Source organism: Roseivivax jejudonensis, from assembly GCF_900172265.1.
GTDB lineage: Bacteria > Pseudomonadota > Alphaproteobacteria > Rhodobacterales > Rhodobacteraceae > Roseivivax > Roseivivax jejudonensis.
Map to the genome: position 1 here is coordinate 24,157 of NZ_FWFK01000011.1, position 26,110 is coordinate 50,266.

A 26,110-nucleotide genomic window follows, 5' to 3' on the forward strand; every position below is an offset into this window, starting at 1 on the left:
TTACTCCGCCTCGTAGGTGACGTATTCGCCGTCGTAGGTGACGGGCTCGCCGTTGTAGAAAACTGCGTTTGCAGGAATACCCCCGCCCCGCCGATTGCCCAGCCCGAGATATAGCCCTAGCCTCATGATGTGCCCCTATTCGATACCTTGACGCTCAGGATCTCGCCTGCCGATTGCTTTATTCGGATTGTAGGATATAATTGACGGGCCGGAAAGGCGTTGCTGCGCCTGACCGACCCTAACCACATTGCGATGATTGGAGCATCGAACATGGCTAAAAAGCCCCTACCCTGCCCGACTGTCCTGCGTCAACTGCTTGACTACAACCCCGAAACCGGAGTCCTGACTTGGAAGCATCGGCCTACCTGGGTTTACAAGCCCAAGAAGGTCTCTCCGCAAACTCGCGCTAACAGATGGAATGCCACGTGGTCTGGAAAGCCCGCGCTGAACCTTGTGCGAAGTGGCTACAAAGGTGGATCTATTTTCTCCGTAACCGTCGAGGCACAGCGCGTCGCTTGGGCTATATACTACGGCGAGTGGCCGAGCGACCGGCACATTGACCACATCAACGGAGATCCGACCGACAACCGGATCTGCAACCTGCGACTTGCTACGCGCTCTCAGAACAACCAGAACGTCCGATCCGCCAAGGGCTCTTCATCGCGCTACAAGGGCGTGGCGTGGGATAAGTCGCGCGGCAAGTGGACGGCCGGCATCAAGCACAATTACAAGCGTCACAACCTCGGGCGCTTTGACTGCGAAGAAGAGGCAGCCCGCGCTCACGATGCGGCGGCGCTACGGATCTATGGCGAATACGCCAAACTCAATTTCCCGCCAGCCCCGCTGTAAACTTGACGCGAGCGAACACCTCGGCTTCGTCGCGCATGGCTTCGATATCCTCGGATGAGATCATTGCGTTTCCGTGCTGTTGTGTTACGATTTCAGAGTAAATGCGGCGTGCCCGAGCGGTCTAAGGGTGAGGGACGCCAAAAGCCGGATAGCGCCGGACCGTGGGTTCGAATCCCACCGCCGCATTTACTTTCCACACCCCGCCTCAGTGATAATCACCACGTCCGTTGCGGGCTCTCCTACAGCGTCAGGAGTGGCCTCCAGGTTGCTTTCCAACCCGGCCCGCAATTCCGTGACAGGCACTCTCAGCGCCCCGCACATGGCCTCGTCAGTCGCAATCACCGAGCAGCCGGTCGCGCCAGTTAGCGCCAGCACAGCGAGAATTCGCATCGTCAATCCTTTCCCGTGTTTCGATGGTATCGCGCGCGCGGTCCAACTCAGCGGCATCGCGGCCGGTGAAATACATCCACGTCAGGGCAGTGACGCAGAACACGATGATTGCGCCGGGTATCCAGAGGTTCATCGCGCCACCTTTGTGTTCCGATAGGCAACGTATCCTGTCACAACCGCCATGATCCAAATCCCCGCAGCGCTGTCGGCATAGACAAACAGCCACGCGGCAACGCCAGCGAGGGCCAGTTTCGCCACCCACCAGAGCCGCCCGAAATACGACATGAAGAAACGCACGACGGGGTTAGCCTCACGCCCGCCCCGCTCCAGCGCCTCTATCGTGGTGATGATGTCGAACAGCGTAGCAATGCCAAATGCGATGAGAGCGGCGGTCATGTGGTCCATCCGTTCTTCTTCGCAACGGAATACACCGCCTCTGTCACAGCGCCGATCAACGCACCGGCAATGGCGAGGTAATCCGGATCAACGGCAATAGCCTGTCCAGTTTCTGGGCTGACAACACCGTAGGCGACGAGAGCGCCAGCGAAATACCGCATGGCAATGCGCGCCAGCGGGGCAACGGGAATGGTCATTTGCGACCTCCGAAGATGCTGAAGGGGCGACCGGAGCCGCCCCGATTGAGTCATACAAAGTTGGCTTTGACAGCCCACATTGCCGCTTGCTCATAGTTCGTCAGCGCAATAGAGCGCTGTCGGTTTTCCGGAACGTTGGTTCGGATATATTCCATAAGCTCCTCCGTCAGCCGCTTGGTTTCGGCCACAACGTCAGAGCCAGAAGGATTGAACTCGGGGATCGTAGTTTCGTTGCTCATAGCATTCTCCTAGAGCTATCGCGGTTGACGCTCCGCGCGGCGAAACCCCGTTTTGGGGAATTACTTGCCAAAGATGCTGAGAAAGAAGGACACCAGCGCGGCCCAGATGCCCTGAGAAGGCACCTCCTGCGCGGGCTCGGGTGCAGGCGCCTGCTTGGCCTTTCGCACAGCATCCATAAAGTCACCGACGCTCACGTGCGCTTTGTTCAGGCTGTCTCCGGCGTAATAGCTTTGCCCTTTACGAACGACGCGAGTGCCGCGACGAACGTCTGTCACAACGGGCAGGCTGGCCCATTCCTTCGCCAGCGAGTTGCAGAACTTCTCCAGTGACAGCTTGCCTTGCAGATAGTCTTGATATCCGCGCCGAAACAGAAGGGTGGTGGCGAGCCGATCCTGGCCGCCCTCGTCAAACATATCCGTCACGGACATGCCCGCGTCGCGATAAAGGCCGCGCAGCGTATCTTCGAGGATCTGGTATTTGCCGGCAGCCTCGCTCATGTAAAGCGGGTCAATGCTGTCCTGCCATGCGAGCACTTCGCCAATGGTCATGGACGTAAGCTGGCGCGGGCGGTGCTTGGACTTAATCCCGCCCCACACGATATTGTAGTCACCGCCGCTTTCAGGCTGAGCGATGAAGTTTAGCAGCGGTCGCGCTTGGGCAACCACCCGAGGGGTGATCTGCATTGCGTCTGTCCTGTTTTGGGGGTATCGTTGTGCGGTGAGCGCGGCGTGTTTGTTCCGCCTTTTTCGCCGTCAGTGCACGGATTACCGAAGAAGGGGGCTGCTATCCGCAATGCCGCAGGTCGCCGCGCTTACTCTCTCAGGAGGCGATATGCAGATTAACCTTGGCTTCGTTTGCTTCAGCTTCAGCCGCACGACTTGGTGGGTTCGCAGGAAAGGTGGCCGCTGCCACATGCTGAAAATGCCTTGGTGCCCAGCCCTGTTTTCAGAGCGTTACGGGCGCTGGCCGCACTATCGCCTTGCTGGATTCCGCTTTGGCTCGCAAGAATAAGCCACCGCTCCCAACTCCGCCGACAGTGATTAGCCTCTCCCCTGAGAGCGTATCTCCACAGCCAATCCACGATCACCACGTAGACAGCCCACACGCGGCATTCAGAGCGCCACGCTGCGTGGGCACAAATGCTCATATCCGGCAAGTCGGGAAACAGGCGACGGTGCAGCATCACCGAAGCCCGCTCGATCTTCATCCACCTTCTGGCGTAAATACGACAGGGCCGGGAGGGCGCTCGCCCTCAACCTCCGTCAGATCCACGCTGGCTCTAAGAGGAATTACGCCGAACAACATCACGCGGCGCTTCGTCATCAGGTAGAATGGCGGGCCGGCATCAAGGCAGCGCTCTGCCCAGTCGCCAAGGCGATACGTGACAGTGTTCCCGGCTATCTCCTGGTACGTGGCCTCTTGCCAGTCACCGGAATTGCATTCGTATCCGTCACCGTCGATCAGCGTGATTTCCGAGCGCCACACCGCGTCTACAGTCCCAAAGGGAAGCTCGCGCACAAAGCGCACGTTATCGCCGGCCACTTGAAGCGAGACAGGGCGGATGAACAAAGACGACGGCAGGCAAAGCCAGAGTGCCGTTCCGATGATGCCAAGGATCACCAGAACAGCCCCCAGTTTGTCCGAGAAGGACCACCGCATGTCATAGGCTGGCCTGTTCATTTGCCGCCTCTCAGTGCCAATATGGCTGCTAGGGCGCCGGCAATGCCACCGATTGTCAGAAACCCCTTGATGAGCCAACGCGCGGCCCAGTTGGATCGCTCCACGACAATTACAACGCCGGCCATGCGCTTTATCAGCGGAGGTTCGCCAGCGGGTGTTGGCTCCATGAAGGCCTGATACATTTCGCGGGACCACGCGTGGCACTCGTCCAGCTTCCTGCGTTCATCATCAGTCATTGCTCAACGCACAACCTGAAAGAAAAAACCGTTGTTCGCCGCGCTACCGCCGCCGTCCACGATATCAACCTGGAAGTTGCTGTTGGTCTGCGTGACAACTTGCGCCTCAGTTGGCGTCCGAGTTCCACCGGCGCCAAACGTCTGCACGATTACAGAATAGTTCGCATCCGGCATCGTCGTGTTGAGGCCGATTTGATACCGCCCCGTGGTGATGCGGGTTGAGGTTACACCGCCGCCTTCGGTCAGCGAGCCGGTAGCGTTTACCTTGCCCCAGGCGCGAGTGGCAAAGGCCGCAGCCGCAGAGCCATAACCCGCATCTACCGAGAAGTCGCCGTCAAGGATCGTGTCACCATTCACCTCCAGCTCTGCTGCGGGCGTAAGCGTGTTGATCCCCACGTGCTGCGTTGAGCCATCGCAGAAAATGGTTGTGCTGTTGCCGGACTGAATGAACACATCGCCTTGCGTGCGGACGCGGACATATCCGGTCGTTTCGTTGATGATAGTGAAGTCGGAGCTGGAACCGTTATTGAAGCCGACATAAGCCTCGCGCGCACCATCGCGGTCAAAACCCATGTAGACGTTGCCAGCCGAAGAATTGACCAGCGTCGCCACTTCTCCGCTGCCGGTGATCGTCGTGGCGCCAGACGCAGAGAGCGTGGTAAACGCACCAGTTGAGGCGCTGTTTGCCCCGATGGGCGTGCCGTCAATCTCACCACCGCCGATATCGACGTTGCCGGCGCTTTGCGTGGCAATCGTGCCGAGGCCTAGCGTCGTGCGCGCCGCCCCTGCGTTGGCGTCATCCAGAAGCGTGCCGGCGAATGCCGTAGCCGCGCCAAGGTAGCCCCACTGGCTTGCGCTGATCGTGGTTGTGCCGATGTTCTGGATCTGCCCCAGCTCGTCATCAGTCAGGGCGTCAATCTCGGCATTGTAGGCCAGAACGTCCGAGCCAATCTCAAGGCCAAGAGCCGTCCTCGCGGCCGACGGGCTAGTCGAACCCGTCCCGCCCACAGCAATCGGCCGGGCTGCGTTCTGCTCCTGCTCCAGATCCTCCAGCGGATCGTTGTGCTGGCTCGCACTGGCCGTCTGGCCGTCTACTGCCAGATATCCGGCTGGAAGGCTGTATGTATCGCCGCTACGGGGCATCGCTGCACCTCATTGACAAACGGGCATCGGATGCCGACTTTCATCAGCATGATGCGGATTCTGTTTTCTGTGATTGCTCTCGGCACCATTGCCGGTTGCGATTTGGCCGAACGAGACACCAGCGCGTGCGAGAGCTACGGCTTTTCGCCTGGGACCGAAGCCTTTGGGAATTGCCTCATGGAGCGGGATCAGACCCGCAAGCAATCAATGGCAGACGCGCTTCGCTCCAGCGGTGACAACTTCAACTCCACACCAGCGCGCACGTGCTCAACTTACGTTTCGGCGCACGGCTCCACCGTTCAGACGCGGTGTTATTGATGGGCTTAGTCGATTTCGCTTGCGCTGTGTTTTTGGGAAACGTGATGACGCTCAGCGTCATTTGGGGTTTTCGGCAATTTGTTAAGCACGACGAGCAGGCGTCATGGAAGGCATACGGAGCGTTTCTCCTGCCAATGCTAGCGCTTGCCGCGAGCGTTTACGTTATTGAGGGACCGCCACCGCAGTTCGACGCACTAAGGCCTCAAGAATCTGCCGCTGCGCCTCAGACCCCTGCATCTGCTCAATAACGGGCTCAAGAGCTTTTGCATCCCCGGACATGAGTGCGCGCGCAATCAGTTGTCGCGTCGGTTCGTTCATGCCCGTGACGGCGGGTCCGACAGCCGCGCCAAGATTCATCGCGGCACTGCCCATCTGAAGGTTGCCTGCGTCCCGCAGCGCACGCCCAACGTTGGCAAGAGGCCCAACATCCTTGATATCTTCCAGATTGTCGGCTGTCCGCGACCCACCTAGCGCCCGCTGATAGGTGTCATACATCGTGTTTTCACGACCCACCCGCCGGCCTAGCAGGCCCGGATTGCTGGCGATTGCACCGGCTTCCTGCTGACGTTTGGTGCTAGCGAATTCACGAGCGGAGTTTGGAGCTTGTGCTTTGTTGCGCTCGATGCTCTCTTGGATGGTATCGCCGTAACCAACGCGAGCGGCGCGTTGCTGGTCTGGCGTCATGCTTTGGAATGTAGGAACGTTGTCAGCCGCGCGGCCGCGCCTCGCCATCTGTGATCCAGAATCGACGGCATCAATGACCCGAGATGCTGAGCGAAACCCGTCATTGGCAGCGCGATACGCATCGCTGGACTGCTCAAGAGCTTGATCCAAGGCGGTCACCAGATTGCTCAACTCGCGAGCTTCATTGCTCCGCCCTGCGCGCGTTGCAGCGCTGATCGCGTCCTGCACGTCTTGCTTGACCCCTAGGACGCGATCAAAATCCGACAGTTCGCGGGACACTCCGTCTGGCCCGGGTTGAGCGGCGAGGCGGCGGCGAAAGCCGGCCATTCGACCATCAATGCTATCTCCAGCAACACCGCTTCCCTGCATGCCACCAATGCGACGATCAATGACGGCAAGTGCATTTCGCACGTCCACCGGCCCCGCATTGCGACGCGCTGCATCATACGCTGCATCGGCAGTGGCCTTCCGAGAACTGGATAGCCTGTCAGTAAGAGATGCCGCACTTGTTTGCGGCCGGTCCAGAACGTCAGATACCGTCTCCTGAAACTGGTAGCCCTCCGGAACAAGGTCTGTCCCAGGCTGACGCGGCTGCCCCCTAAAACCAAAAGCATCATCGACAAAGCCGCTCATTCGATCAGATTGATTTACTTGGCGCTGTTGCAGAAAGCGTGCAAGCTCATCTGCACCATCCCCGCCGGATCGAACAACTCCAGATGCACGACGTTGCCCGGCTTGGCCCAAGGCGTCCATAAGGCGGAATTCGGGCTGACCTTCGGTTGACGCCTCAATCATTTCTGCTGAAACGTCATCAGCGCTTTTCCCGGATTTTTGAAGCGCGGAAGCTATTGCACGACGAGCGCGGTTTTCGCTAGCGCGACCGAGGGCGTTATCCACACCGCCACCGATCATATCCCTTGCTGCGCCTACACCCGCTCGCCCCGCACCAACAACCGCAGGAGCTGCCCCGCCCGCCATAGCCCCCCACAATGCAGCGTTGCGGCCTTCTGTAAGTCTGTCAGAAAGCCCCTCACCCTCCATGCCGCCATATGTGGCGCCACCGAGGCCACCGGCGATAGCAGAGCCGGTCATGCGAGCCGGAAGAGATCCGGCCGCTGCCGCACCACCTGTTGCAACGGCTCCCAACACAGATCCACCGATGTCCGCTCCGAGCGCCAAGCCCGGATTCTCACGCTCCAGCACCTCTTCCTGCTGACGGTAGTGGTCGCGGCGATCAGCATAGTTGACACCCGGCGCGATGCTTTCGACCGCAGCCGAAGTCTCGTCGCCAATCAGCCCGAAGGTCATGGCCTCGCCGGCCTTGTTCAGAAACGAGCCAATGCGCTCCCCAGTGTTCTGCGTGGTCGGATCGTCATCGCCAAACACGTTTTCGCGGATGACCTGCCCCATGCCTTTGGGCTCGGCTCGCTGCCCGCCATCCACGCGCCGCTCGGCCTCGCGAATAGCAGCCCGGCGCAACGCAGCCTTTTGCTCTGGCGTCATCGGAACAGCCTCCTGTCAGCTTCTTCCATCGACTCCCAAAGGCTTTCCCAGCGCTCCTGAGTGTAGCCTTCGGGCGGCGGGGGAATATCGGAGTCGCCTTGTTGCTGAGGTTCAGACGCAGCCTGCGTAGGCTCTTGGCCCCCAGCGGAAACACTGCCGTCCTCCGCAAGGCTCCACTGACCTTCGCCGTAGGCCAGATCCAGCGCGAGCTTCCGATACGCCTTTGCCGCCCGAAGGTATTCCTCAGCACTCGTAGAGTTGTTCAGCGCTGTGACAGCGTTACCGATTGCCTGACGCTCGCCGTCCGTAAGCTGCCCGACTGCGCCGCCCGTCGGGCTGTTGTCGCGCATCCTCTGGATTTCAGAAAACGCCGCGCTGTCGGTAACTTGGTTGGTGCGGTTGCCGAAGTCCACGGCGGCATTGCCGGTCAGAGCGCGGCCGATGTTTGTTCTCCGAAAATCGCCAAACGCGCCTGTTACGGGGAGACCACCGTTCTCGATCTCATCAATGTTCAAGTTGATCGAAGAAAGCGTTGTGCCCAACATCAGCTTTTGCTGCGCCTGTTTGCGCTCCTCAGCCTCCGCATTCTGCTGCCGTTCGATGTCACTGTCCGTTCCAGCCACCGGCGCAGACATGGGCCGCCCCTGCTCGTCAAGGCGGATATTGCCGTCCTTGTCGTAGAGATACGTCATTCCTTCGCCGAGCTTGGACAGGCCGGGAACGGGATTCTGGTTACCGGTATTCACGTTGATGGTTTGGCCGCCACCGCCAATCGTCATGATCTTGCCATCGGGGCTGCGCTGGTAGTTGCCTTCCGGCAGGCCAAGGCTCGCAGCCTCTTCCCGAGACAGCATTTCATATCCTGGATCAGGCGCAGTTTCGTAGCTTTGAATGACTTGCCCGGACTGCTTGTCGATAAGGCCGACGCCATCGACATACTGCGTCTCACGCTGTGGATTGCGAGCGTTCTGCAATTCAATCTGAGCCTGCTCAAGCTGCATCTGTCGCAGCGGATCTTCCGCATCCATAGCCCGTTGTAGCGCAAATTTCGCTTGCTGGCGCTGCTGATCGCTGAGGAAGGGATTGGCCAGAACCTGCTGGATCTGCTGCACGGACGGCCCGTTATAACGCGGCGCGCTGTATTGACCGCCGCCCGACGTGGAAACCGACCCCTGCGAGACACGCGCCGGGCCGCTCCTTCCGGCGTCAGCATTACCAAACCAATGGTTGCCGATTTGCGTCCAGTCTCCGCCGGCCCGCATGCCCCAGTTGGGATCTGCCACATTGGCGTTGTAATAGTGCGTCGCACCGCCCGTTGGGTCTTCATACTGACCGCTGAGAAGCATATCCGCAGCGCGATACGCCTGCTCGGACGGCTGCATGTTTTGCATGTCCAAGCCGCCTTCGCCGCCCGCGTAGCCAGTAACGCTGTTCCACGCGGAAAACTGGCCGGGCTTCATGATGACGCCGCTCAGACCGTCACCGTACCCGCCGTCCGCAACGCGATTGTTGATGACAGAGCCAGCTGCAATCATCCCGCCAAGCCCCTCACCGCCAGCCTCAGCTTGCAATGTTCTAGCAAGCAATTCGCGTTCCGACGACAGAGCATCGGCCGCCGCGCGCGTAGGCCCGCCATTTGCTGCCATAGCCGCGTTGCGGCGGTCACGCTGGGTCATTGCCGACGACACACGGCCAACGCCACCGCTGGTGCTTACGGACGGGCGCGGGCTGTTAAAGACGCTATTGAAGATCTCCGTAGCCGCGTCTTGCCCCTCCTGCTCCTTGCGGTTCGCATGCCGCTGCATCAAGCCGCCAGCGATGCTGTTAGCGGCACTGTAGATGCCTTCCCCCACGTTCTGCGGGGCAGCAGCTTGGCCCATCATCGCCCGAGCAATCTCACGCCGATGCTTGATTTCTTCGGGGGTGATCCCGGTATTGCCGCCAAAGTTATACATTAGAGCGTCCCGATGTATGCGCCGCCAAGAGAGCCCGCCGCGCCAAGAATGCCGCCCATGAGCGCCTGACGTCCGGCCTGCTGCTGCTGCCATGCGTTCAGCCGGCCTTGGTAAGCGTCCATCTCAAGCCCTGCCCGATCCACCGTCGGGATTTGAGACATATTCGGCGTGACGAAGTTCGGCTGCTGCACCTGCCCCGTGCCGAGAAGCGAAGCGATTTCGTTGATCGGCTGATTCCGGAACGCGAACATTTCCTGCAAGGCCGCGCTGCGCTGGTCATTCCGGCGCTGCTGAAGCGCGTTGTAGGACTGCTCCTGCTGGTTAAGCAGGCCCGCGTTGAGTGTGGACGCGTCCATTTGCGCCGCGTTGTTCTGCGTGGCCGCTTGGTTGGCCAGTTGCTGCTCTGCCAGACGCTGCTGGAACTGCTGGCCGCGCGCATCGTTCGCAAACGTGCCGCGTGCAATATCCGACTGCAATTGATCCGCCGTCGCGTCGTTGTAGAACTGCGCCTGCGCCTGGTTCTGGCCGAACTGCTGCTGCTGAGCCGCATTGCGCCGCGTCATGGCATCCGCGCTCTGCTGATATTGCTGCCCGACAGCCTGATTGCCGAACTGTGCGCCCGCCAGATCGGTCTGGAACTGCTGCCCACGAGCGTTGTTGGCGAACACGCCGCGCCCCTGCGCCTGCTGGTAGGCCTGGGCCTGTGCCGCATTCTCGAAACCGGCCCGCCGTGCCTCCAGATCCGCCAGCCGCGACTGCTCCTGCCCGCCGGCAAGGATCGTCTGCATGCGAGCATCATTGGACTGCTCGTTGAAGCGGTTCATCGCCCGGTCATACGCTTCCGAGCCCTCACGAATGCCCTGATTGAGAAGGCTTGTCCGCAGCGACTCGCGGTCCCGATCAAGTTGCGGGTTCAGCCGGGAAAACAGTGCCTCTTCCACGCGCCGACGGTCATCGGAGAAATCCGTCCCGTAGGAGCGGGTAATATCCCCTGCATCGCCAAATTCGGTCTGGAATTGCTGCTGCGGAACGGTCGTCTGGATGTCACCGGAGCGGTCGTCCAGGCTCTGCTGCACTCGGCCGCCGGCGCTGAAGCTGTTGCGATACCGCGCGCCGTCCACGCTGGTCTGGAGTTGGTTGTCGGTGTTCTGAACGTTGCCGCTTGCCTGCTCCAGCCCGTCAACCATCAGGTTGTTGCGGCGCTGGTTCAGGTTCTGCACATACCCTGCGCCAAGGTCACCGCGATCCGGAAGCGCGGACGGGTCCATGCTTGTGCCGAGAAGCTGGCCGAGACGGCTTGAGCTGTCGCGCGCAAGCTCCGCAAGGTTGATCTGCGTGTTGACTTGCGCGTCCTGCAATTGCCGCCCCTCGGGGCTGAGCGTCTGCTCAATCGTCACACGCGGAATGCTGTAGGTGTCGCCGGTGGACGGGTCGGTCCACGTGTAGGTAGAGTTTGGATCATAGCCCGGCAGCCCGCGCTGATATTCCTGCGCCGCTTCGTAGGTGTCGAACGTCTCACCGCCCACGCGATAGCCGGTGGTGTCCGGAGTGCCCTGATTGCCGCCACCCAGCATATTGAGACCAAACTGCCGCTGCCCGTTGTCGTTGACCGTCGGGCCGGAAGCAGTGCCGGGCGTGCCCTTGATCGTGTATTGCTCGATCTGCGGGACGTTGCTGTCGCCAAAGCTGTAGGTCAGCGAGCCATACGGCGTCGTCTGGTTCGGGTTCATTAGAACCGAGTTTGCAACCGCGGTGGTGACGTTCGTTCCAGTCTGCGCGCGCTGGACCTCTTCCGGATCAGGCGGCTTGGGTGCGGATGGTGAACACATGCTAAGCCCTCAGAAGCGATAGACCATGACGGACGAGACCTCCTGAAAGCCCATGCGCTTCCAAATCTTCGCCACTCGGAGATCAGTTACGGGGTTGATGAGAACGCGCTTGACGCCTCGCGTTTTCAGATCGGCCAATGCCGCCTGCACCAGTTTTTTGCCCAAACCGTTGCGATGCTCGGGCACGACATACAACACGTCCTCTTGTGCGATGAGATCGCTGTTGTGCATGTCGTTGGTCAGGTAGACGTTGCAGTGACCAACCGGGCGGCCCTCATGCCGCGCCACGTAGTTAAGCAGGTATCCCGACGAGAACGCCTCGAAATACTCTTTCAAGCGCGGATTAAATGGGCTCACCGGCAGCCCGTCGCGGGCAAACCGCTCACAGGTTTCCTCGTAGTGAGCGCGGTAATTCGGCTCAAGTTCGTGGTAATTCAGATCACCACGCTCCAGCGCAATCTGATAGGTCAAGACGCCCGGCCACCCGCTTCCAGAAGGACATCGACGGCAACCAACTCAACCGGGAGCTTGATCGAGCTACCCGACGAGATCTGCACCACCGGCGCAATTGCGTAGCCCGTCGCCGCCACGCTGCTCCACAGCCCCACAACGCCCCTGCGCGGATCACCGACATTCCGCGCCCAGGTGTTCGTGCCCCATACGCCAGTGCCCCAGATCAGATCGCTGGTATTGACCGCGCTGATGTTGGGCGCCGCCGCAAACGACACGTTGTAATCAACCGATACTTCGTATTTTGCGAGGAAATCCGCGTCCGCGTAGAAGGCGCCGCGCGCCATCGTGGCCGCTTTGTATTGCGTCGGGTCGCCCAAGTCCGAGAACGAGTAGCACACCCGCGCCGTGAAGCTGTCCTCAAGGTCAAAGCCGCCTACGTTAATCTGAATGACCTTGCCATCCTCGCGGCCCACGTAGGCCTCGTCCTGAAAGATCGTCGCGCACGTGCCGACCCAGCCCGTCTGGAACGCCCAGGCACCAGTCTGGAGATTTGCAGTCAGCATGCGGCTGCTGGACGGAAACACCGTCAGCATGAGGTTTTCTTTCGTCCACTTGTGCAGCTCAACGTCTTCGTCGCTCTGCCGAACCTCATCGCTCCACGTCGCCTTGATCGGACGCGACACAGCAGCCAGAGACAGCGCGGCAGGATCTTTCTGGATCGCCTGACTGATCGGCACGATGCCGTCTACGGTCGCCACGAGAAGATCGCCACCGGCCTGCATCGTCGCGCGCTTGCCGATGGGCTTGCCGATGTCGTAGCGCCCCTCCAGCGCCCAGGTCGTCGCGTCGGACGGATCGGACCCGGAATAAACCGCAACCTCGCCCTGCGTGCTGATAAACACGCACTTGTCGTCAATGCCGTCGCCGCTATCGAGGCTCCACGTGCTACCCATGAGAAGCGAGCCGCCCCGACGGAAGATTCCCGCAAGCGTCGTGTCCGATGCCGTCCCGGCGATTGATCCCGCCGACAGATACCAGACTTTCAGGCTGTCTTTCTCGATGAAGAAAAGCCGGTTGCGATACAACCAGACATCCGACAGGTCCGACGTCGTGACGCCCGTTACGCTGAGCGAGCTCCACGATGTGCCGTCGTAGATCCGGCCCTCATCTTCGCCGTTGACGATCACCAGGTAATCGCCGCCAGAAACACCAATCTGCTGCGCGGACCAATCACCGGACGTCAGGCTGGAGACAACTGACGTCTCGGTCGTGGTGATGTCGTAAACCGTATCTGCCGTGGCTGCGTAGATCTTGTTGAGCGTTCCGCTCTTGAACGTGAACAGCGTCTTGACCGGATCGGTGACGTCCGCAAACTCCTGCGTGCCGCCCCGAACCTGTAAGCCCCGTTGCGTGGGAAGGAAGTTTTCCATCCATTCGGCCGTGAGCGGACCTTTCGCCGCCGCCGGCTGGCTTTCTACAATGCCTTGAATGGGTGCGGGCAAGCTGATCCGCTGCGCCTGCGCCCGCTTGATCGGCCGTTTCACGGAGTGATTTTCCACGGATACGCCGTCTTGGCGCGGTAGTTGGGCCGCGATGCCTGCCCGATGATCCGAGCCCCGCGATCCCGCTCGATATCCCGAGCCAGAGCAATCTCCGCATCACGCATTTCCTCAGCGTAATCCAGCGACTTCTGCTTGCGCCACTGAGCGACGAGCATCAGCTCTAGAACACGATCATCCAGCCGGAACGTGTCTTCATCCGCCGTGAACGTGGCCTTGTTGGCTCCTGATGTGGGCGTGATGACCGCGTTGCTGACATACCAGAACTTGGCATCCTCATCCGCATCCAGCGCCGGCTTGTGAACGAAATTGCCGCCGTAAATCGTCCAAGTGCCATAGACCAGCTCATACTCCCGGATATCAAGGTTGAGCCATTCCTCCGGCGTGATGTGCTCAAGCGGGGTTTCCCACTTGGTAGACCAGATCTGAGCGTCCTTCGGCATCCGCAGATAGTCGTCCGGTACGGGAAACTCCGTAGTGCTCCCGTCACCGTCGTGCGTCTCCAGCGTCAGCAGGATCTGCCAGTCATGCGACTGAACGATCTTGTCCGCTGCCTCGACAAGCGCACGGCGCAGCTCGATATGCGTGCGGTCCGAGCCCGTGAACAACGCATCAGGCTGCTCAATTCCAAGCTTGGCCGCCGCGTCCTTCGCGATCTGCAACGCCGTGCGAGCCATTTAGGCGGCGTCCTCTTTGGCCTTCGCCAGCGTCTCGATTTCCTCGATCAGCCGCTTACGGCCCCAGCGCCGATCAGCTTGCACACCAGCGTCACCGAGCATGTTCCGCAGGTCGTCGTCGGTCATGCCGTCAAACTGATCCACAGCGGGCGCTACGGGCGCCTGTGCGCTTTCCAATTCGGCAATGCGGGCCTTGAGCGCGGCAACTTCGGACGTGCCCTCAGCGCGCTTCAGATACGCCTGTGCGGCCTCCACGAGATCTCTCGAGCCCATGCCCAGCTTTCGCATGGACGAGTCCGGCAGCCCTGCTAGTTGCTCGACGGTGCGAACGTTCTGCGCGCGAAGCTCTGCCCGCTTTGCCTCGGTGAGAGACGTCATTTCAGCAAGCGGCGTGCCCGTGACAAGCTCTGCCTCAGCGTCTTTCTTGAATGCCTCGTATGCCGCCGGGAAACGCTCCGCGTAGGTCATCTGCGCCTTCGCGTGAGTTACGTAGTGAACCTCGTGCGCCGGGGCGACCAGTTCGCGCTTGTTGTCGGCCGGAAAGCGGATGCGAACGTATTCGCGATCCTCGAAAATCGGGCGGCCGGCGTCTTTGCTTTGGCGCATGTTTTGAACGGCCTTGCCGAAGAACTCCACGCCCAGTGCCATATCGGGATTGTCCATGTCTCTTGTCCTGTCTGAGAGGAATGCGAATAGGGCGGGCCGTTAAGCCCGCCCCGATTGTGTTAGTCAATGATGAACCAAGCGTAGTCGCCCGAAGACAGCTCTACGCCGGAAGCATTGTCCGCCGACCCGCCGGAAGCAGCCGCAACATACTCGCCGTTGGAAACGGTGATGTTTGCTGCGGTATTGCTGGCGCCAATCGTCGCGTTGGCTTTCACGTACTGATACGTTTTGCCATCATCGCCGAATACGGTTTGCCCGGTTTTGAAGGGGCGCGGCTTGATGCCGGACGCTGCCTCAGCAGCAGTGTAAACGTCGGTGAAGTCCACACCGACCGTGTTGCCGGAGATGTTCGCCATTTTTGAGCCCTCCTTACGAGCCGTTGAACAGCTTGGCCATGTGGATCGGGTTGCGGAGGGTCAGTTCACCGTAGAAACCGATGTGCTGAACAACCGCGTCCTGGTTCACAGGCGTCTGCTTGCCACCGAACTTCGAGAAGTTGCGGTCCTTGTGGTAACGGAAGCAGATGTGATCCGTGGCGATGAAGTAGGAGATGTTCGCCGGCATTGCCGAACCGATCCCGCCTTCGAGCACGATATCCATCGACTTACCGCCGCCGTAGAATTTGAGCGCCGGGAAGCCGAGCTGCGCCGCTTTCGACGTGCCGCCGTCCGTGATCCGCTGAATGCTCTCAGTCGCACCCTCGTAGGCGAGGTAATGCTCCTGCGAAGCAAGGATCAGGTCCGGGCCGGTCTTGGCACGGCTGCGCTCGATGACGATCTGGTTGTAGATCGGCTTGATCGACGTGGACGACACCGAAGTCGCCGTAGTCTGATCCCACGAGTAGGACGACACGTCGTATGCCGACGTCCGCCAGATGGCGTTGTTTGCACGGCTGATGCCGCCATACGTGCCAGTGGTCGGATCGGTCGGGAGCGCGAGTTGCAGACCACCAATCTGGCGACCGGCGTCTGCGGTGCCGTCAGAGTGAAGATCCTCGACAAAGCGGTCCTCGAGTTCCGTTTCGGCCGCTTCAAGGTGCAGGTCCATGATGTTCATGAGCTGCGCCGTGGAGCCGCTGTTCTGGAGAATGTCCTCCATCGACAGCACGACCGAGACCGCCGCCATTTTCGGCGTGAACTCAGCATCGTTGACGAGTTCTGCGGGCTTCGGGTTCAGGAACTGGTAACCCGAATAACGGGTGTAGGTTCCGCTTTCGTTGTAGAGAAGGCGCTCGCGGATGGTCGGACCTTCAAAGGTCTTCCAGCATCCCTTGTCCTTCATGACAGCCAGGAGGACGTTCGAGTTCGACACAAGGTCTTGATAGCCCGTCGAACGATCCTCGATGGCCAGCGACAGCGCCTCTTGGAGGCGTTCGTTGGTGTTCAGAGCCATTAGCTCACTCCATCAGGTTTTGAACTAGAAGCCTGCCGAGCGCATTGCGCGCGCGATGGCCTCTTCACGGTTCGCGGACGGCTTCCTTTGTGCCGGGTTTGAGCCAGCCGTCGGTGCACCAGTCACGGATTTGACCTCGCGGGTTTGAGCCGGGGTCTCGGGGGCAGCCTGTGGCTGCGGAGCCGGGGGATTCATCCGCTCGGCTTTCTCGTAGGCCTCCTGCAAGTCCTTGGCGTAACCGGTGGACAGCATGGTGGCGATTTCTCCAGAGAGTTCTTCAAAGCGCGGGTTCTGCGCTGCGAAGTCCTCGATCTGCTTGTGAACAGCTTGCTCCTGCTGCTGCTGCATCGTCTGCTGCACGCCGCCGAAGCCCTGCCGAAGCTCTTTGACTTGCTGGCGAAGCTGCTGAATCTCCTTGTCGCGCGGATCGCTCTGTCCCGGCTGCTGGCCGGTGAGCATCTGGCCGATCTGCTGCGGGCTCATGCCCATGTTGCGCGCGATCTCGGAGAAGCCCGCCACCGGATCACGGCTCAGCATGTTTTCCAGGTTGATATACCGCCCGAGTGCATCCTCCAGCTTTACTCCCTGCTGCTCGGCCATCTTGTAGAACGGCTCCAGCGGCTCGATGCGCTGCCTATACTGCTCGATGCCCTGCTCCATCTCGCGGACGGCGCGGTGAGCCTCGGCCTTGATGGCTTGCGGTGCGTTGGCCCATTCAGCCTTGGCATCTGCGGAGAAGCGGGACGGCGCCTCGTTGAAGCTGTCCGCCGCCTTGGGCTCGGCTTTTGCTTCCGGCTTGTCGTCCTTCGCAACAAACTTGCCATCAGGGCCGCGCTGCTGCTCGGTCTTGGCCTCGGCAGGCTTCTGCTCGGCCTCTTTCTTGGACTCGTATTTCTTTACGTCCGGCTTCTTGGCCTTTTCGCCTTCCGCTTCTTCGTCCAGATCGCTGAAAGCCTTTTCCAGCGCCTCACGACGGCTGCGCTTGGGCTTTTCTTGCGGCTCCTGCTGCTCATCGGCCTCCTGCGGGGCTTCTTGCTGCGGCGCCTCCTGCACTGCTTCGGGTGCAGGGGATTGTTCCGCCAGGGCGGGTGTGAGTGCTTCTTCTGACATGGTGTCTCCGTCTGAGGGAGTTGCTTACGGCGCGCCGAAGCCCGCCTGGGACAGCGCCTTGGCCGCAGATGCACGGCGCTCGCGCTTCTTGCGCTCTTTCTCCGCAATAGACGGCTGCGCGCGCTTGTGCGGAACGTCATTGCCCACCTCGACAACGCCGGCCCGCTTGTATTCCTTCCGCATTTCCGACTTGCTGTCGTAATACTTGCCGTTGGTCATGCTTTGCAGATGCGGCTGGCTGTCGCCGACCGTAAACGGCGCCTGCGGCTCCATTGCCCGCTGCCCCTGGTGCAGCATCGGCATGCCGTCATCCCCGACCATACGGCCGTCGATATAGCGGTAACGCTCACGCATTCTTCGGATTGTCTCTGATATAACGCTCAGCTACCAAGAGCATCATTTCAGCATGCTTGATGCTTTGGGGAACAGGAATGGTTTCAGGAAATTCCTGAATGGGAGTCATCGGCCAGCAGTTGCACGGACGCCCGTAACCGCCGCCCCCGCATGTTGTGCATGGAACGAAGCTCATTTCACCGCACCAGCATCGCGTAGATGCCCGTTGCCGTAGTGCCGGTTGCCTGAAAGCTGTCTACCTGCGCCGGGAAGTAGCCCGCCTCGACAGTCGGCGTAATCGCCGTGCCGTTCGTCGTGAAGCCGATATCCCCGCCAACCTCGACAAAGAAGCCGATGCACCGCCAGTTGTCCGGAATGCTGTAATTGCCGTCACCCGTCGCAACCCAGACTGGGGCGACACCGTTTTCCGCAGAACTCATGTCGTGTCTCCTAGTGCCACCGCGCGCTTTTGCTCTTTCTCAAGCTCAAGCTCTTCCATATCCAACAGCGCCTGAATCTCTGCCTTCTCGCGCTCAAGCTGCTGCTGATCGACCTTGAGGCCCATTTCCTGCATTTTCAGCGAAAGCTCGTAGCGCTTCACCGCCGCGTTGACCTGAGCATCATATTGCCGCGTCTGCGCTACCTGCTGCGCCTCTGCGCGCTTGGACTGCATTTCCTGCGCCCGCAGCTGCAGTTCCTTCTCCTTGAGCGCCAGCTCCTGGCTCTTGATCTGGTTGTCTGCCTGGGCTTTCTGCGCCTCGATCTGCATTTTCTGCATTTCCGCCTGAGCCTCGGGGCTCGGCTGATCCTGCCCCTGCCCGGCCTGCTCCAGCTTCTTCACGAAGTCATCGACCGCAGCGCCCATGTCACGGCCAGCCCGGAACGCGCCCACACCAAACCGCAGCAGCTCGCCCATGAACTGAGCCGCCTCGGGCCGCGCCTCGATCACCGGCCCCGCCTGCTGGATGAACCCGCCAACCGCCGTCAGGAACTCGATACGGCTTTCCTTCTCCGCTTCCTCGTTCGGGGCAATCGTGCTGTCCGTCTCAACCTCCAGCGCAAACGGACGCAGCCGCTGATTAACCAGAAGCTGCTGCACCATTTCCACAGTCACAATCTGCGGCGGCGGCTGCTGCTGCGCTTGGGCCTGCGCCACGATCTGTTGAGCCTGCTGCTGAGTGGGCATCTGCATGCCCGACATCGCCAGCAATTCCCCGATTTGGTATTTCTCAGCGTAGATCTCGGCCTTGATCCGCAGAACGTCCAAAGCCAGCCGAACCATCTCGGACTGCTTCTCACGCACCCGGACAGAGCCGTACTGCGCCTTGAGGTTCTGAGCCCCCAGCGTCTCCTGCGCCTCCGTAACCCCCCGCATGATGTCGGAGAGGCCGGTGATTTCGTAAACATCCTCAATGAGCTGCTTGCGAAGCTCGATGCACGACTGAATGACCTGGGCGACTTCCGTCACTGGCAGCCAGACGATGCTGTCCTTGAGCGACTGACCGCCCATCGCCGCGAAGTTGGACACCGGCACCAGAATGGCCTTGTTGTCCGTCTGCCTCATCGCCGCTTCAATCGCCTCACCGATCTCAGACGTGCCGGCGGCATAGAAGCCCTTGAGGCGCAGGCTCTCGGCCAGATCACTGATCCGGGCCGTCAGCTCGTTGATCTCGTCAACCTGATCCTTGTAGTAAACAAAGTCTGGAACCGGCTTGAGCGTGCCCGGCTCCAGCGTGGCGTATGCCGGCTTGGGGCACGGGAAAAAGCTCTTTACATCAAACAGCGGCTCCTGCTCGTCCAGAACCTCATCGACGCCCTCGGTGACCCACACGACCTTGCCTTCGGTTCGGGACCAGATCTCCCAGGCCTCGGCCTTCTTCTCCGACGACTTGTAATCGTCCTCGCGCTTGTTCCCGACTTCCTCGCGCTTCGACCGGCGAAACTCATCACCGAACCGCTTCGTGCCTTGCTCCAGCGTCAGGTATGCCCGACGCGCCACCCACCCGACCTCGGACCACTTGCGCCCAGGCTCGTGCACGAAGTCATGCCGATCAACGTGGATCGCGTGGCCATCATCCAGAACCCACACGACACCGCGTGCAGCGAGGCACATATCATCGCGAGCCGAAAGCAGCGTTTCGTGCAGATCGTCCGCCTCGACGTCGTATTCAAGCACACGCTCAAGCAACTCGGCAGCTTTGCGCGGCACCTCGCCAGTGTCCGTATGGCGCGGCATCACGACGGGCGAAGGCGCACGCTGATAGACGCTCGGGCGCAGGATCTCCATGTTTGCCCAGAAAATCTTGAACTCGCGGTCGCCCTTGAAGTCCGCCATATCCGTCAGGGCGGCGTAGAGCTTCGCGATGTTGTCGCTTTTCTCCTGCCAGACGTTGAAAGCCTTCTCCGCTTCGGAGATAGCCTCAAGCCACGGCCGGGATGCTTTCGGCGCGTCTGTCTGCTCGTCGTCTTGCATCAGATGCGCGTCCTCTTGCTGCCGGTCTCTATCTCGGGCGGCGCGATAAGCACCTGACCCGGCTTCGGCTTCGCAACCGTCTTGATCTTCTTCACCGCGAGATCGCGATAACCCTGAGCCGCGTATCGCATTGCGTCTGCGCAATGGCTGGACCAGTCGTGCAGGGGCCTCGGCTTGAACACCTTGGCTTTCTCGTCAAACTCTGTCCGGTAGTGCCGTAGCGCCTCAAGCCCATCCCGGCAGCGCATGGCATCGAACCACATGCGCGGAAGAAGCTGGCGAACACCGTTGATCCCGTCTTCCTGATTGGCCGGCGGCAGCAGGAACGGCTTGCGACCAAGCCCCGCCAGCGTCTCAAGCCTGCTGCGACCCGTATCGAGACTGCGAACCTTTGCATCGTGAGGCACGTAGTCAGTGCCACCCGTCCAGCCGCGCGCCTCAAGCTCCGCGACGTAATGAGGCAGCGGCTTGCCGTGATCCTCCAGGTAATCAATCAGCCGCATTCCGTCAGGCGCGGCCTGGAAAACCCAGATTGCCATGCTGTCGCCAATGCCAAGATCCCACGCCGTATGGATTGGCAACGCGGGCTCCGGCTTGACCTCGGTTATACGTCCCTCGGCCTGAGCGTCAGCCACCAGCGAAGCGTAGTAGGCTCCGAGAATGGCAGCATCAAAGCTGCACTCGTATTCCTGCTCGTATTGCTCGGGCGTCATCGTCAGCCGCGCATCGGCCAGCTCCGCCCCATCAATCAGCCCGCTCTCGGATGCCTTGAGCACCAGAGAAAACCAGTCGTCGCTGCTCTCTGCCAGCTTGTGAACGTCAAAGAAGGCGTTGCGGCCCTTTGGCGTCCCGATGAACGTCGCCCACCCCTTGCGGTCACTCAAAGCAGGGCGAATGACCTCGGCCCATGCGCGCGGGTCCATGTCGCCGTTTTCGTCCAGAATGCAGCCATCCAGATAGATGCCGCGCATCCGGTCGTAGTTGTCTGCACCGTAGAGCCGTATCCGAGCGCCGTTGTGGCCGAACGTGACGTGCAGCTCGCTTTCGTTGGGTGTCGTCCCCGGAATGCCGCTCGTGTATTGCTTGAGATACTGCCAGGCGACGTCCTTGGCTTGGGTGTAGAACGGCGCGATGTAGGCCAGCCGAGCATTTGGCCTGTCAGTCTCGATTGCTGCCTTGATTAGCTTCTGAATGCAGGCGACCGTCTTGCCTGCCCGCCGGTGCGCCACGATGCACGACCAGCGCTGTGTGCTTGTGAGAAAATCCCGGAACGGCTTGCGGGGGATGATCTCGACATTGACGGTTGTCATTCCCCGCCGATTTGAACCTTGAGAACAACGCGATCTGTTGCATCGCCAGTGTCATCAACAGATTTCAGCTTTGGCATCACCCGATCCAAAAGCGACAGGCCCGCGTTAACCTCCGAGGCCGTCATTTCCGGCTCGTTGCCCTCGGCGTGGTCAATTAACCGCTTGAGAATTTTGGAGTTCGCGATTTTAGTTCGATGCTCAGCCCCCATTTGAAAGCCGGGCTGCCTGCCTCGTGCCGCCATGCTGCTGTCTGCGCCGGTTTGAGCGGTCACAGCCTCTTTTTCTGGTTTGAAGTTTTAAGCGTCGGGGTCGTTGTAGATGCGCCAGATAATTTCTTCTGCTGCGCCTTCAGAAACGCCAGCTCCGATCATATGACGAACGATCTTGGCACACCTGTTGTGTTCGCGCTCCATTGGGCTGACCTGCGGGGGCAGAGGCTCCGTCGCATCGCGCCCGGGGCGCAGCGGCTCTTTGCAACAGACCTTAAGCCAAGCGTTGATTTGCTTGATACTCTTTTGCCCGCACCCCGGGGCGCGCAGCATAGTTGCTTCTTTTACAGCCGAAACTGCGTCTGGCGTGATCTCGTCTTCCTCGCAGCCCAAAACGTGACACATCGCCCGGATCGCTCGACTGCTGCATATCTCCCTCATCATGGGAGATACATGATTCAAGAAGACTTCGCTCAGTTCATTTGCGGGCTTTACGCTAGAATATTCTGATTTTGATAGTGCCCGAAGATGGTTTCGGTCCGTAGATTTCATGAAGTTCAAAAACGAACTTTCATCGTAAACACCGTTGATCGCCAAGAGATCGCGAGCTTTTCGGCTGATGTCGTCAATCATTTGAGATGCACCGCTGCGGGTTTGAGCCGTCAGCGCCCCTCGTTAGTGAACCTGCGGGCCGACGTCGCCAAGGGCCGACGTCGCCAATGGCAGCCGCCAGCAATACCGCTTCCATGTCTTCGTTATCCAGGTCAGTGCAGATCCGGACAGTGCCGTCTGTGTAGACTTCCAGCAGGACGTGTCCCGCCATCTCGGCAATCTCTGCCGCGTCGTCGTCCATCAGTGAATCAACGAGATCCGACATTCCGTCGTGCCCATGCTGGCACCTCGCTGTGAGTGGATGGCTGGAATTGCAGTAGCACCAGCCCCGATCCCGCGTAGGGAGCCCCTCAAATTGCGAGGGTGGGCTGGCTTCTCCCGCTTATGCCGGCGGGCGGACGCCGAAACCGCTGCTCGCAGGTAACGACGTCACTTCGGCCTTGTTCGCAATATAGCGCATATGCGGTGGCGGTGCAATAGTGGTGGTGTCAAGCCTTATTCTCTGTCGCCTTTCTGCACGCCCGTCTATAGCCCTGATGATCAAAACCCCAATTTGGAACAATTCGCAGCGGCCCTAAATACCACCTGCCCTGCATGTCCTTTGTTGCTTTCTCAGCATCGCGCATGCGCCGGTAGCTCCCGATACGGTGCTCGTAACTGCCCGTTTGATGAATTATGGCCAGCGGCTTCATGCCCGCCTCTTCGCGTCAATCGGATCAAGCTGCCCCGGCACCCACCCGCCGAACGCCTCGATCTCCACCTCCAGCGACGGGTGCATGTCGTGGGCGTGGTGAACCATCTTCCTAAACCGCGCAAGACGGCCAGCCAGCGGCCCTGTAAGCACCTCCAGAAGCTCTCCAGGCTCATACTGGCACATGGCCGCCCTGTCGTTCGCTTCAATGATCCTGTAAGCCTCTGCGGCTTTCTCTGCGGCTTTTGCGATGAAGGGCTGAACGTGCCGGCGCGCCTCTGCTTCGCTGATCCGCATCGTGGTGGACGAAAGCCCCCGGCAGCGCATGGCCTGAAAGAACTTGTCGTCCGGGATGTCCGCGAACACGTAGTTGGGGCACAGCACCTCCACGATGGGATCGGGGTGTCTGCGCTTGCCCTGCCGCTTGAACGTGATCTTGCGGGGAGCGTGGGCCTCGATGCCGAGGGCGCCAAGCTGACGCTCTACGGCAAACTCGCCCCGCTCTTTCTCAGCCCCCGGCCATGCGGGGATCTGCCTGCTCGTGGTGATTAGTGCGTAGTATGCCATCTGCTCGGCCCCTGTGTGGGTTATCGGTTGGGTTGAACTCTTTTGTTCCAAGCGCTCTTGGGGCCAGATACGTCGTGGTGGTGGCCAAAATCTACGGTGGCACCGCACGACAACTGATCTTCGCAGCCAACCATGTTCGGCCCAAAAACCATTGCTGGCTTCCCGCAAAATGGGCATGGCTTTAGATCAGCCTCACTCATCGCCCCTGCTCCCTGTCCCACCGCTCAAACGGAACCCAATATGAGCCCTTAGGGCCGAAAACCATCGTGCCGCTGATAGTGCGAACAGCGAAGAACCCATCAGGCATAATGGGCGACACAACAACGTCCATCCCGCCAATCTCGCCATGCGTCGGTTTGCTTGTGGTGCGAGCCTCGCCGACTGTTTCAAAGCCGGCTTCACGTGCTATGCGCTCAATCGTCAATTTTTTTTCTCCCTGTCCCACCGCTCCTGCACGACGGCAAAGGCGGCCTGCACTGCATCGCGGATCTCGCGGTCTGGCATGGTGTCGGTGTCAGTCATTGGTGGCCTCCTGCTCAATCTCATCCAGCCGCTTTCGGGCCTCAGAAATCGTGTGAACGTTCTTTGACGTGATGACGCTGGCCTTAATCAGGAAAAACAGAATCGCGATGAGGAAGCCGGCCCACTCCATTGCGCTGCTGTCTGTCCAGACGCCCAAGCCAACCAGGCCAGCGAAAAGAGCAAATGTGCTTGCGTCTCGCATCCATGATTGCAGCGGGGTTTCCGAAACAATGATAACTTCTCTTTCAGCCATCAGCCCTGCTCCTTCCGATAAATCGTGATGCTCGAATTGCCCTGAACGTTGATCCTGTCACGCACCAGGAGCCCCGCGTCGGCCAACTCGGAAAGCCGACGACGAACAGCCTCGCGCGAGCCCTTAACCCGCGTCATCACGTCGTCTATCGTGCGCTCCCGGCCGTCCTTCATCACCGCCAGGATCTCCACCTGCATTTTTGGCAGAGAAAGCGCAGGCGTCAGCTCTGCCTTGCGGTGCTGTGCCCATGTGGCGGCTGTGCGCGGCTTGGGGCGCTCTGGAATGTGGCTGGGGAGAGGGCGGGCTGTGTAGACGGTGTAGGTCATAGAGCGTCTCCGTCCTGATCAGACAGCCAAACCAGAGCACCTCGCATCCATGCGGATCCGTAGGCATCCAAGGGATGGCTGGCGACGGTTGCGTCGTAGGCGTGAGCGTTCAGAAGCACTCTGGCCGCCTGCGCAACTCTGTCGGTTGACGGGTGGTCATGCTCTGTTGGCTGGACCTCCGCCAGCTTGTACCGCCTTTGGCTGCTATGCTTTTGCCAGCGTCCGAAAGACACATGGGTTTCTCCAGCCTCGTCTTCGCCGTACCAAAGCCAAACCGGTGCGGCTGCCGTTCGTTCACGCATCGTCATCACTCGGTCTCCGTGTTAAGCGAGGCGGCCCCGGCTTCTTTTTCCCTAACGATAACCTCGTGCGTCTTTGCGCAACTCGGGCACAGCGCCTTGATAGCGATAGGATCGCAGCCCTCTGTCGGATCGTAAGTCGCGACATAGCGTGAGTCATAAATGTTGGCGTCGTAAAACGCCTTCCCACCGCACACGTCACATTGGTAGTAATCATTCAGCGCCATCGTCGTTCTCCATTCCGGGTGCGTCAGTTCGGCCAAGATCCACCTTCTCAGCAAATGTCCCGACGTTCGGGCTGGCTGAGGTGTGCGAATTTTCTGAGAAAGGGTTGTGCTGGGTGGCGTCCGTCATTCTTCGCTCCCGTCGTCGATCAGAAGGGCAAGATCATCAAACGCTGACGGAGCGGTGTTCTCTTTCATGTTGGAGTGACAAATAGCCCCCCTACCATGTGCCAAATAACCACTCCCGAGCAGCTTGTAGCGGTTGTTCATATTGCGCTTGCCGCGCCCGGTTCTGTAGGTGCGCTTCATCGTGGATAGGCGCCCCACTTTCTCGATTTGCGAGATAGCCCGGATCACCGTTCGGCGGCTGAGGTTGGTCTTCTCAGCAATGCGGTTCATGGACGGGTCGCAGCGCCCCGTCTCCTGATTGTGCGCGTGCCCAAGGTAGCAGGCCACCAAAGCGGCCGCCTGCCCGAGCTTGTGATGCTGGATCGTGTCAAACGCCCACTGGATGCCACGGAAGCTCATTGCCCGCCCTCCAGTGCGCTCAGGATGCGGCGGCGGTAATCTTCCTCTGCGGCTTGCTCCGCCCCCCTCAGAGAGTGTTCGTCGCCAATCCAGCCACCTTCGTAAACGTCGAGAGCGTATCTCCCGCACCCCAAGAGACGAATGCAGTAGAAGGCGGGCACGCCGAACGCGTCCGCTTCAAACATACATCCTTCGTCATCGCTGTGCTCCAGTAGGTCTACCCACTCCAGCGGCTTGATCGCTACAGGGGCGCTGAGAACGTCGCGGGCTTCATAAACTGCCTCAAGATCATAAAGCGTGATCTGGCAAAGCGTGGCCCGCGCCGCCGCCTCAATGGTTTGGCCGTTCACGCTGCCGGCAATGCGCTTGGGCCCGCGCTCGGCGCGCTGCAAGGCGTCGTCCAGCCTAGCCACCAAGTCAGTGTTAGCGGATTGTTCACGATTGTCTTTTGCGGTATCATCCCGCAAATCATGCTCACATGGCATG

General features: G+C 60.1%; 33 protein-coding genes and 1 tRNA gene. 3 read left to right on the forward strand and 31 right to left on the reverse strand.

The window, feature by feature from the left end; genetic code table 11:
* Positions 1 to 126 (reverse strand): hypothetical protein, encoded by a 126-nt coding sequence (locus ROJ8625_RS21520; RefSeq protein WP_268794714.1) that lies wholly within the window; start codon positions 124 to 126, stop codon positions 1 to 3.
* Between the two features lie 93 nt (positions 127 to 219).
* Here ROJ8625_RS21520 and ROJ8625_RS20145 point away from each other — a divergent pair, with 93 nt between their 5' ends.
* Positions 220 to 849, forward strand: coding sequence for an HNH endonuclease signature motif containing protein (locus ROJ8625_RS20145; RefSeq protein ID WP_085793729.1), 630 nt, complete (start codon positions 220 to 222; stop codon positions 847 to 849).
* 102 nt (positions 850 to 951) lie between these two features.
* Positions 952 to 1,035 (forward strand) — tRNA-OTHER (locus tag ROJ8625_RS21110).
* Between the two features lie 142 nt (positions 1,036 to 1,177).
* On the opposite strand, the gene ROJ8625_RS20800 is transcribed toward ROJ8625_RS21110, so the two are convergent.
* The 7 genes from ROJ8625_RS20800 to ROJ8625_RS20175 form a co-directional block, all read right to left on the reverse strand.
* Entirely contained in the window at positions 1,178 to 1,372 is a 195-nt protein-coding gene (locus ROJ8625_RS20800) for a hypothetical protein (RefSeq protein ID WP_143535215.1), read from the reverse strand.
* Entirely contained in the window at positions 1,369 to 1,635 is a 267-nt protein-coding gene (locus ROJ8625_RS20155) for a DUF5658 family protein (RefSeq protein ID WP_085793731.1), read from the reverse strand. Before ROJ8625_RS20155 ends, ROJ8625_RS20800 begins: the two co-directional genes overlap by 4 nt.
* Positions 1,632 to 1,832 carry a Pam3-gp28 family putative phage holin gene (locus tag ROJ8625_RS20160; RefSeq protein WP_085793732.1) on the reverse strand — a complete coding sequence of 67 codons (201 nt, stop codon included), beginning with the start codon at positions 1,830 to 1,832 and terminating at the stop codon, positions 1,632 to 1,634. Before ROJ8625_RS20160 ends, ROJ8625_RS20155 begins: the two co-directional genes overlap by 4 nt.
* Positions 1,833 to 1,882: 50 nt before the next feature.
* Positions 1,883 to 2,071, reverse strand: a complete 189-nt coding sequence (locus ROJ8625_RS20805; protein ID WP_143535216.1) for an Acb2/Tad1 domain-containing protein — start codon at positions 2,069 to 2,071, stop codon at positions 1,883 to 1,885.
* Between the two features lie 60 nt (positions 2,072 to 2,131).
* A complete protein-coding gene (locus ROJ8625_RS20165; protein ID WP_085793733.1) occupies positions 2,132 to 2,755 on the reverse strand; it encodes a lysozyme family protein in 624 nt (207 codons plus the stop codon).
* A gap of 520 nt (positions 2,756 to 3,275) precedes the next feature.
* Positions 3,276 to 3,752, reverse strand: coding sequence for a hypothetical protein (locus ROJ8625_RS20170; RefSeq protein ID WP_143535217.1), 477 nt, complete (start codon positions 3,750 to 3,752; stop codon positions 3,276 to 3,278).
* Between the two features lie 239 nt (positions 3,753 to 3,991).
* Positions 3,992 to 5,131, reverse strand: a complete 1,140-nt coding sequence (locus ROJ8625_RS20175; protein WP_085793735.1) for a hypothetical protein — start codon at positions 5,129 to 5,131, stop codon at positions 3,992 to 3,994.
* Between the two features lie 30 nt (positions 5,132 to 5,161).
* On the opposite strand from ROJ8625_RS20175, the gene ROJ8625_RS20815 reads away from it, so the two are divergent.
* Positions 5,162 to 5,449, forward strand: coding sequence for a hypothetical protein (locus ROJ8625_RS20815; RefSeq protein ID WP_143535219.1), 288 nt, complete (start codon positions 5,162 to 5,164; stop codon positions 5,447 to 5,449).
* 162 nt (positions 5,450 to 5,611) lie between these two features.
* Here ROJ8625_RS20815 and ROJ8625_RS20820 read toward each other — a convergent pair whose 3' ends face one another.
* The 23 genes from ROJ8625_RS20820 to ROJ8625_RS20280 all read right to left on the reverse strand — a co-directional run bounded on the left by ROJ8625_RS20820 (position 5,612) and on the right by ROJ8625_RS20280 (position 26,109).
* Positions 5,612 to 7,636: a hypothetical protein gene (locus ROJ8625_RS20820; RefSeq protein WP_143535220.1), complete on the reverse strand. Its 2,025-nt coding sequence runs from the start codon at positions 7,634 to 7,636 to the stop codon at positions 5,612 to 5,614.
* The gene (locus ROJ8625_RS20185; protein ID WP_200813351.1) at positions 7,633 to 9,591 is read right to left on the reverse strand and encodes a cell wall hydrolase; all 1,959 of its coding nucleotides are present in this window, start codon (positions 9,589 to 9,591) and stop codon (positions 7,633 to 7,635) included. Before ROJ8625_RS20185 ends, ROJ8625_RS20820 begins: the two co-directional genes overlap by 4 nt.
* On the reverse strand, positions 9,591 to 11,420 hold the full coding sequence (locus tag ROJ8625_RS20190; protein ID WP_159456831.1) for a hypothetical protein: 1,830 nt from the start codon (positions 11,418 to 11,420) through the stop codon (positions 9,591 to 9,593). The genes ROJ8625_RS20185 and ROJ8625_RS20190 overlap by 1 nt, the downstream gene beginning before the upstream one ends.
* Positions 11,421 to 11,429: 9 nt before the next feature.
* Entirely contained in the window at positions 11,430 to 11,891 is a 462-nt protein-coding gene (locus ROJ8625_RS20195; RefSeq protein WP_085793739.1) for a GNAT family N-acetyltransferase, read from the reverse strand.
* Complete coding sequence (locus tag ROJ8625_RS20200) at positions 11,888 to 13,417, reverse strand: hypothetical protein (RefSeq protein ID WP_085793740.1); 1,530 nt, start codon at positions 13,415 to 13,417, stop codon at positions 11,888 to 11,890. The genes ROJ8625_RS20195 and ROJ8625_RS20200 overlap by 4 nt, the downstream gene beginning before the upstream one ends.
* Entirely contained in the window at positions 13,414 to 14,109 is a 696-nt protein-coding gene (locus ROJ8625_RS20205; RefSeq protein ID WP_085793741.1) for a hypothetical protein, read from the reverse strand. The genes ROJ8625_RS20200 and ROJ8625_RS20205 overlap by 4 nt, the downstream gene beginning before the upstream one ends.
* Entirely contained in the window at positions 14,110 to 14,772 is a 663-nt protein-coding gene (locus ROJ8625_RS20210; protein WP_085793742.1) for a hypothetical protein, read from the reverse strand.
* A 62-nt stretch (positions 14,773 to 14,834) separates the two neighbouring features.
* Entirely contained in the window at positions 14,835 to 15,131 is a 297-nt protein-coding gene (locus tag ROJ8625_RS20215; protein WP_085793743.1) for a hypothetical protein, read from the reverse strand.
* Positions 15,132 to 15,144: 13 nt separating this feature from the next.
* Positions 15,145 to 16,167, reverse strand: a complete 1,023-nt coding sequence (locus tag ROJ8625_RS20220) for a phage major capsid protein (RefSeq protein WP_085793744.1) — start codon at positions 16,165 to 16,167, stop codon at positions 15,145 to 15,147.
* Positions 16,168 to 16,191: 24 nt separating this feature from the next.
* Positions 16,192 to 17,277 (reverse strand): cell envelope integrity TolA family protein, encoded by a 1,086-nt coding sequence (locus ROJ8625_RS20225; protein WP_143535221.1) that lies wholly within the window; start codon positions 17,275 to 17,277, stop codon positions 16,192 to 16,194.
* A 24-nt stretch (positions 17,278 to 17,301) separates the two neighbouring features.
* Positions 17,302 to 17,631: a hypothetical protein gene (locus tag ROJ8625_RS20230; protein WP_085793746.1), complete on the reverse strand. Its 330-nt coding sequence runs from the start codon at positions 17,629 to 17,631 to the stop codon at positions 17,302 to 17,304.
* A 176-nt stretch (positions 17,632 to 17,807) separates the two neighbouring features.
* Positions 17,808 to 18,050 (reverse strand): spike base protein, RCAP_Rcc01079 family, encoded by a 243-nt coding sequence (locus tag ROJ8625_RS20235; protein WP_085793747.1) that lies wholly within the window; start codon positions 18,048 to 18,050, stop codon positions 17,808 to 17,810.
* On the reverse strand, positions 18,047 to 20,083 hold the full coding sequence (locus ROJ8625_RS20240) for a cell envelope integrity TolA family protein (RefSeq protein ID WP_085793748.1): 2,037 nt from the start codon (positions 20,081 to 20,083) through the stop codon (positions 18,047 to 18,049). Before ROJ8625_RS20240 ends, ROJ8625_RS20235 begins: the two co-directional genes overlap by 4 nt.
* On the reverse strand, positions 20,083 to 21,393 hold the full coding sequence (locus tag ROJ8625_RS20245) for a terminase large subunit domain-containing protein (RefSeq protein ID WP_085793749.1): 1,311 nt from the start codon (positions 21,391 to 21,393) through the stop codon (positions 20,083 to 20,085). The genes ROJ8625_RS20240 and ROJ8625_RS20245 overlap by 1 nt, the downstream gene beginning before the upstream one ends.
* Positions 21,390 to 21,665 (reverse strand): hypothetical protein, encoded by a 276-nt coding sequence (locus ROJ8625_RS20825; RefSeq protein ID WP_143535222.1) that lies wholly within the window; start codon positions 21,663 to 21,665, stop codon positions 21,390 to 21,392. Before ROJ8625_RS20825 ends, ROJ8625_RS20245 begins: the two co-directional genes overlap by 4 nt.
* Before the next feature lie 24 nt (positions 21,666 to 21,689).
* Positions 21,690 to 22,235, reverse strand: a complete 546-nt coding sequence (locus ROJ8625_RS20830; protein WP_143535223.1) for a hypothetical protein — start codon at positions 22,233 to 22,235, stop codon at positions 21,690 to 21,692.
* Complete coding sequence (locus tag ROJ8625_RS20250) at positions 22,228 to 22,479, reverse strand: hypothetical protein (protein ID WP_085793750.1); 252 nt, start codon at positions 22,477 to 22,479, stop codon at positions 22,228 to 22,230. The genes ROJ8625_RS20830 and ROJ8625_RS20250 overlap by 8 nt, the downstream gene beginning before the upstream one ends.
* Positions 22,480 to 22,902: 423 nt before the next feature.
* Positions 22,903 to 23,472: a transcription termination/antitermination protein NusG gene (locus ROJ8625_RS20255; protein ID WP_085793751.1), complete on the reverse strand. Its 570-nt coding sequence runs from the start codon at positions 23,470 to 23,472 to the stop codon at positions 22,903 to 22,905.
* A 514-nt stretch (positions 23,473 to 23,986) separates the two neighbouring features.
* Positions 23,987 to 24,247 (reverse strand): hypothetical protein, encoded by a 261-nt coding sequence (locus tag ROJ8625_RS20260; RefSeq protein WP_085793752.1) that lies wholly within the window; start codon positions 24,245 to 24,247, stop codon positions 23,987 to 23,989.
* A complete protein-coding gene (locus tag ROJ8625_RS20265; protein ID WP_085793753.1) occupies positions 24,247 to 24,573 on the reverse strand; it encodes a helix-turn-helix domain-containing protein in 327 nt (108 codons plus the stop codon). Before ROJ8625_RS20265 ends, ROJ8625_RS20260 begins: the two co-directional genes overlap by 1 nt.
* A 307-nt stretch (positions 24,574 to 24,880) precedes the next feature.
* Entirely contained in the window at positions 24,881 to 25,135 is a 255-nt protein-coding gene (locus tag ROJ8625_RS20270) for a hypothetical protein (RefSeq protein WP_143535225.1), read from the reverse strand.
* Positions 25,136 to 25,222: 87 nt separating this feature from the next.
* On the reverse strand, positions 25,223 to 25,624 hold the full coding sequence (locus ROJ8625_RS20275) for a helix-turn-helix domain-containing protein (RefSeq protein WP_085793755.1): 402 nt from the start codon (positions 25,622 to 25,624) through the stop codon (positions 25,223 to 25,225).
* Positions 25,621 to 26,109: a hypothetical protein gene (locus ROJ8625_RS20280; RefSeq protein ID WP_085793756.1), complete on the reverse strand. Its 489-nt coding sequence runs from the start codon at positions 26,107 to 26,109 to the stop codon at positions 25,621 to 25,623. Before ROJ8625_RS20280 ends, ROJ8625_RS20275 begins: the two co-directional genes overlap by 4 nt.
* Position 26,110: the final 1 nt, after the last annotated feature.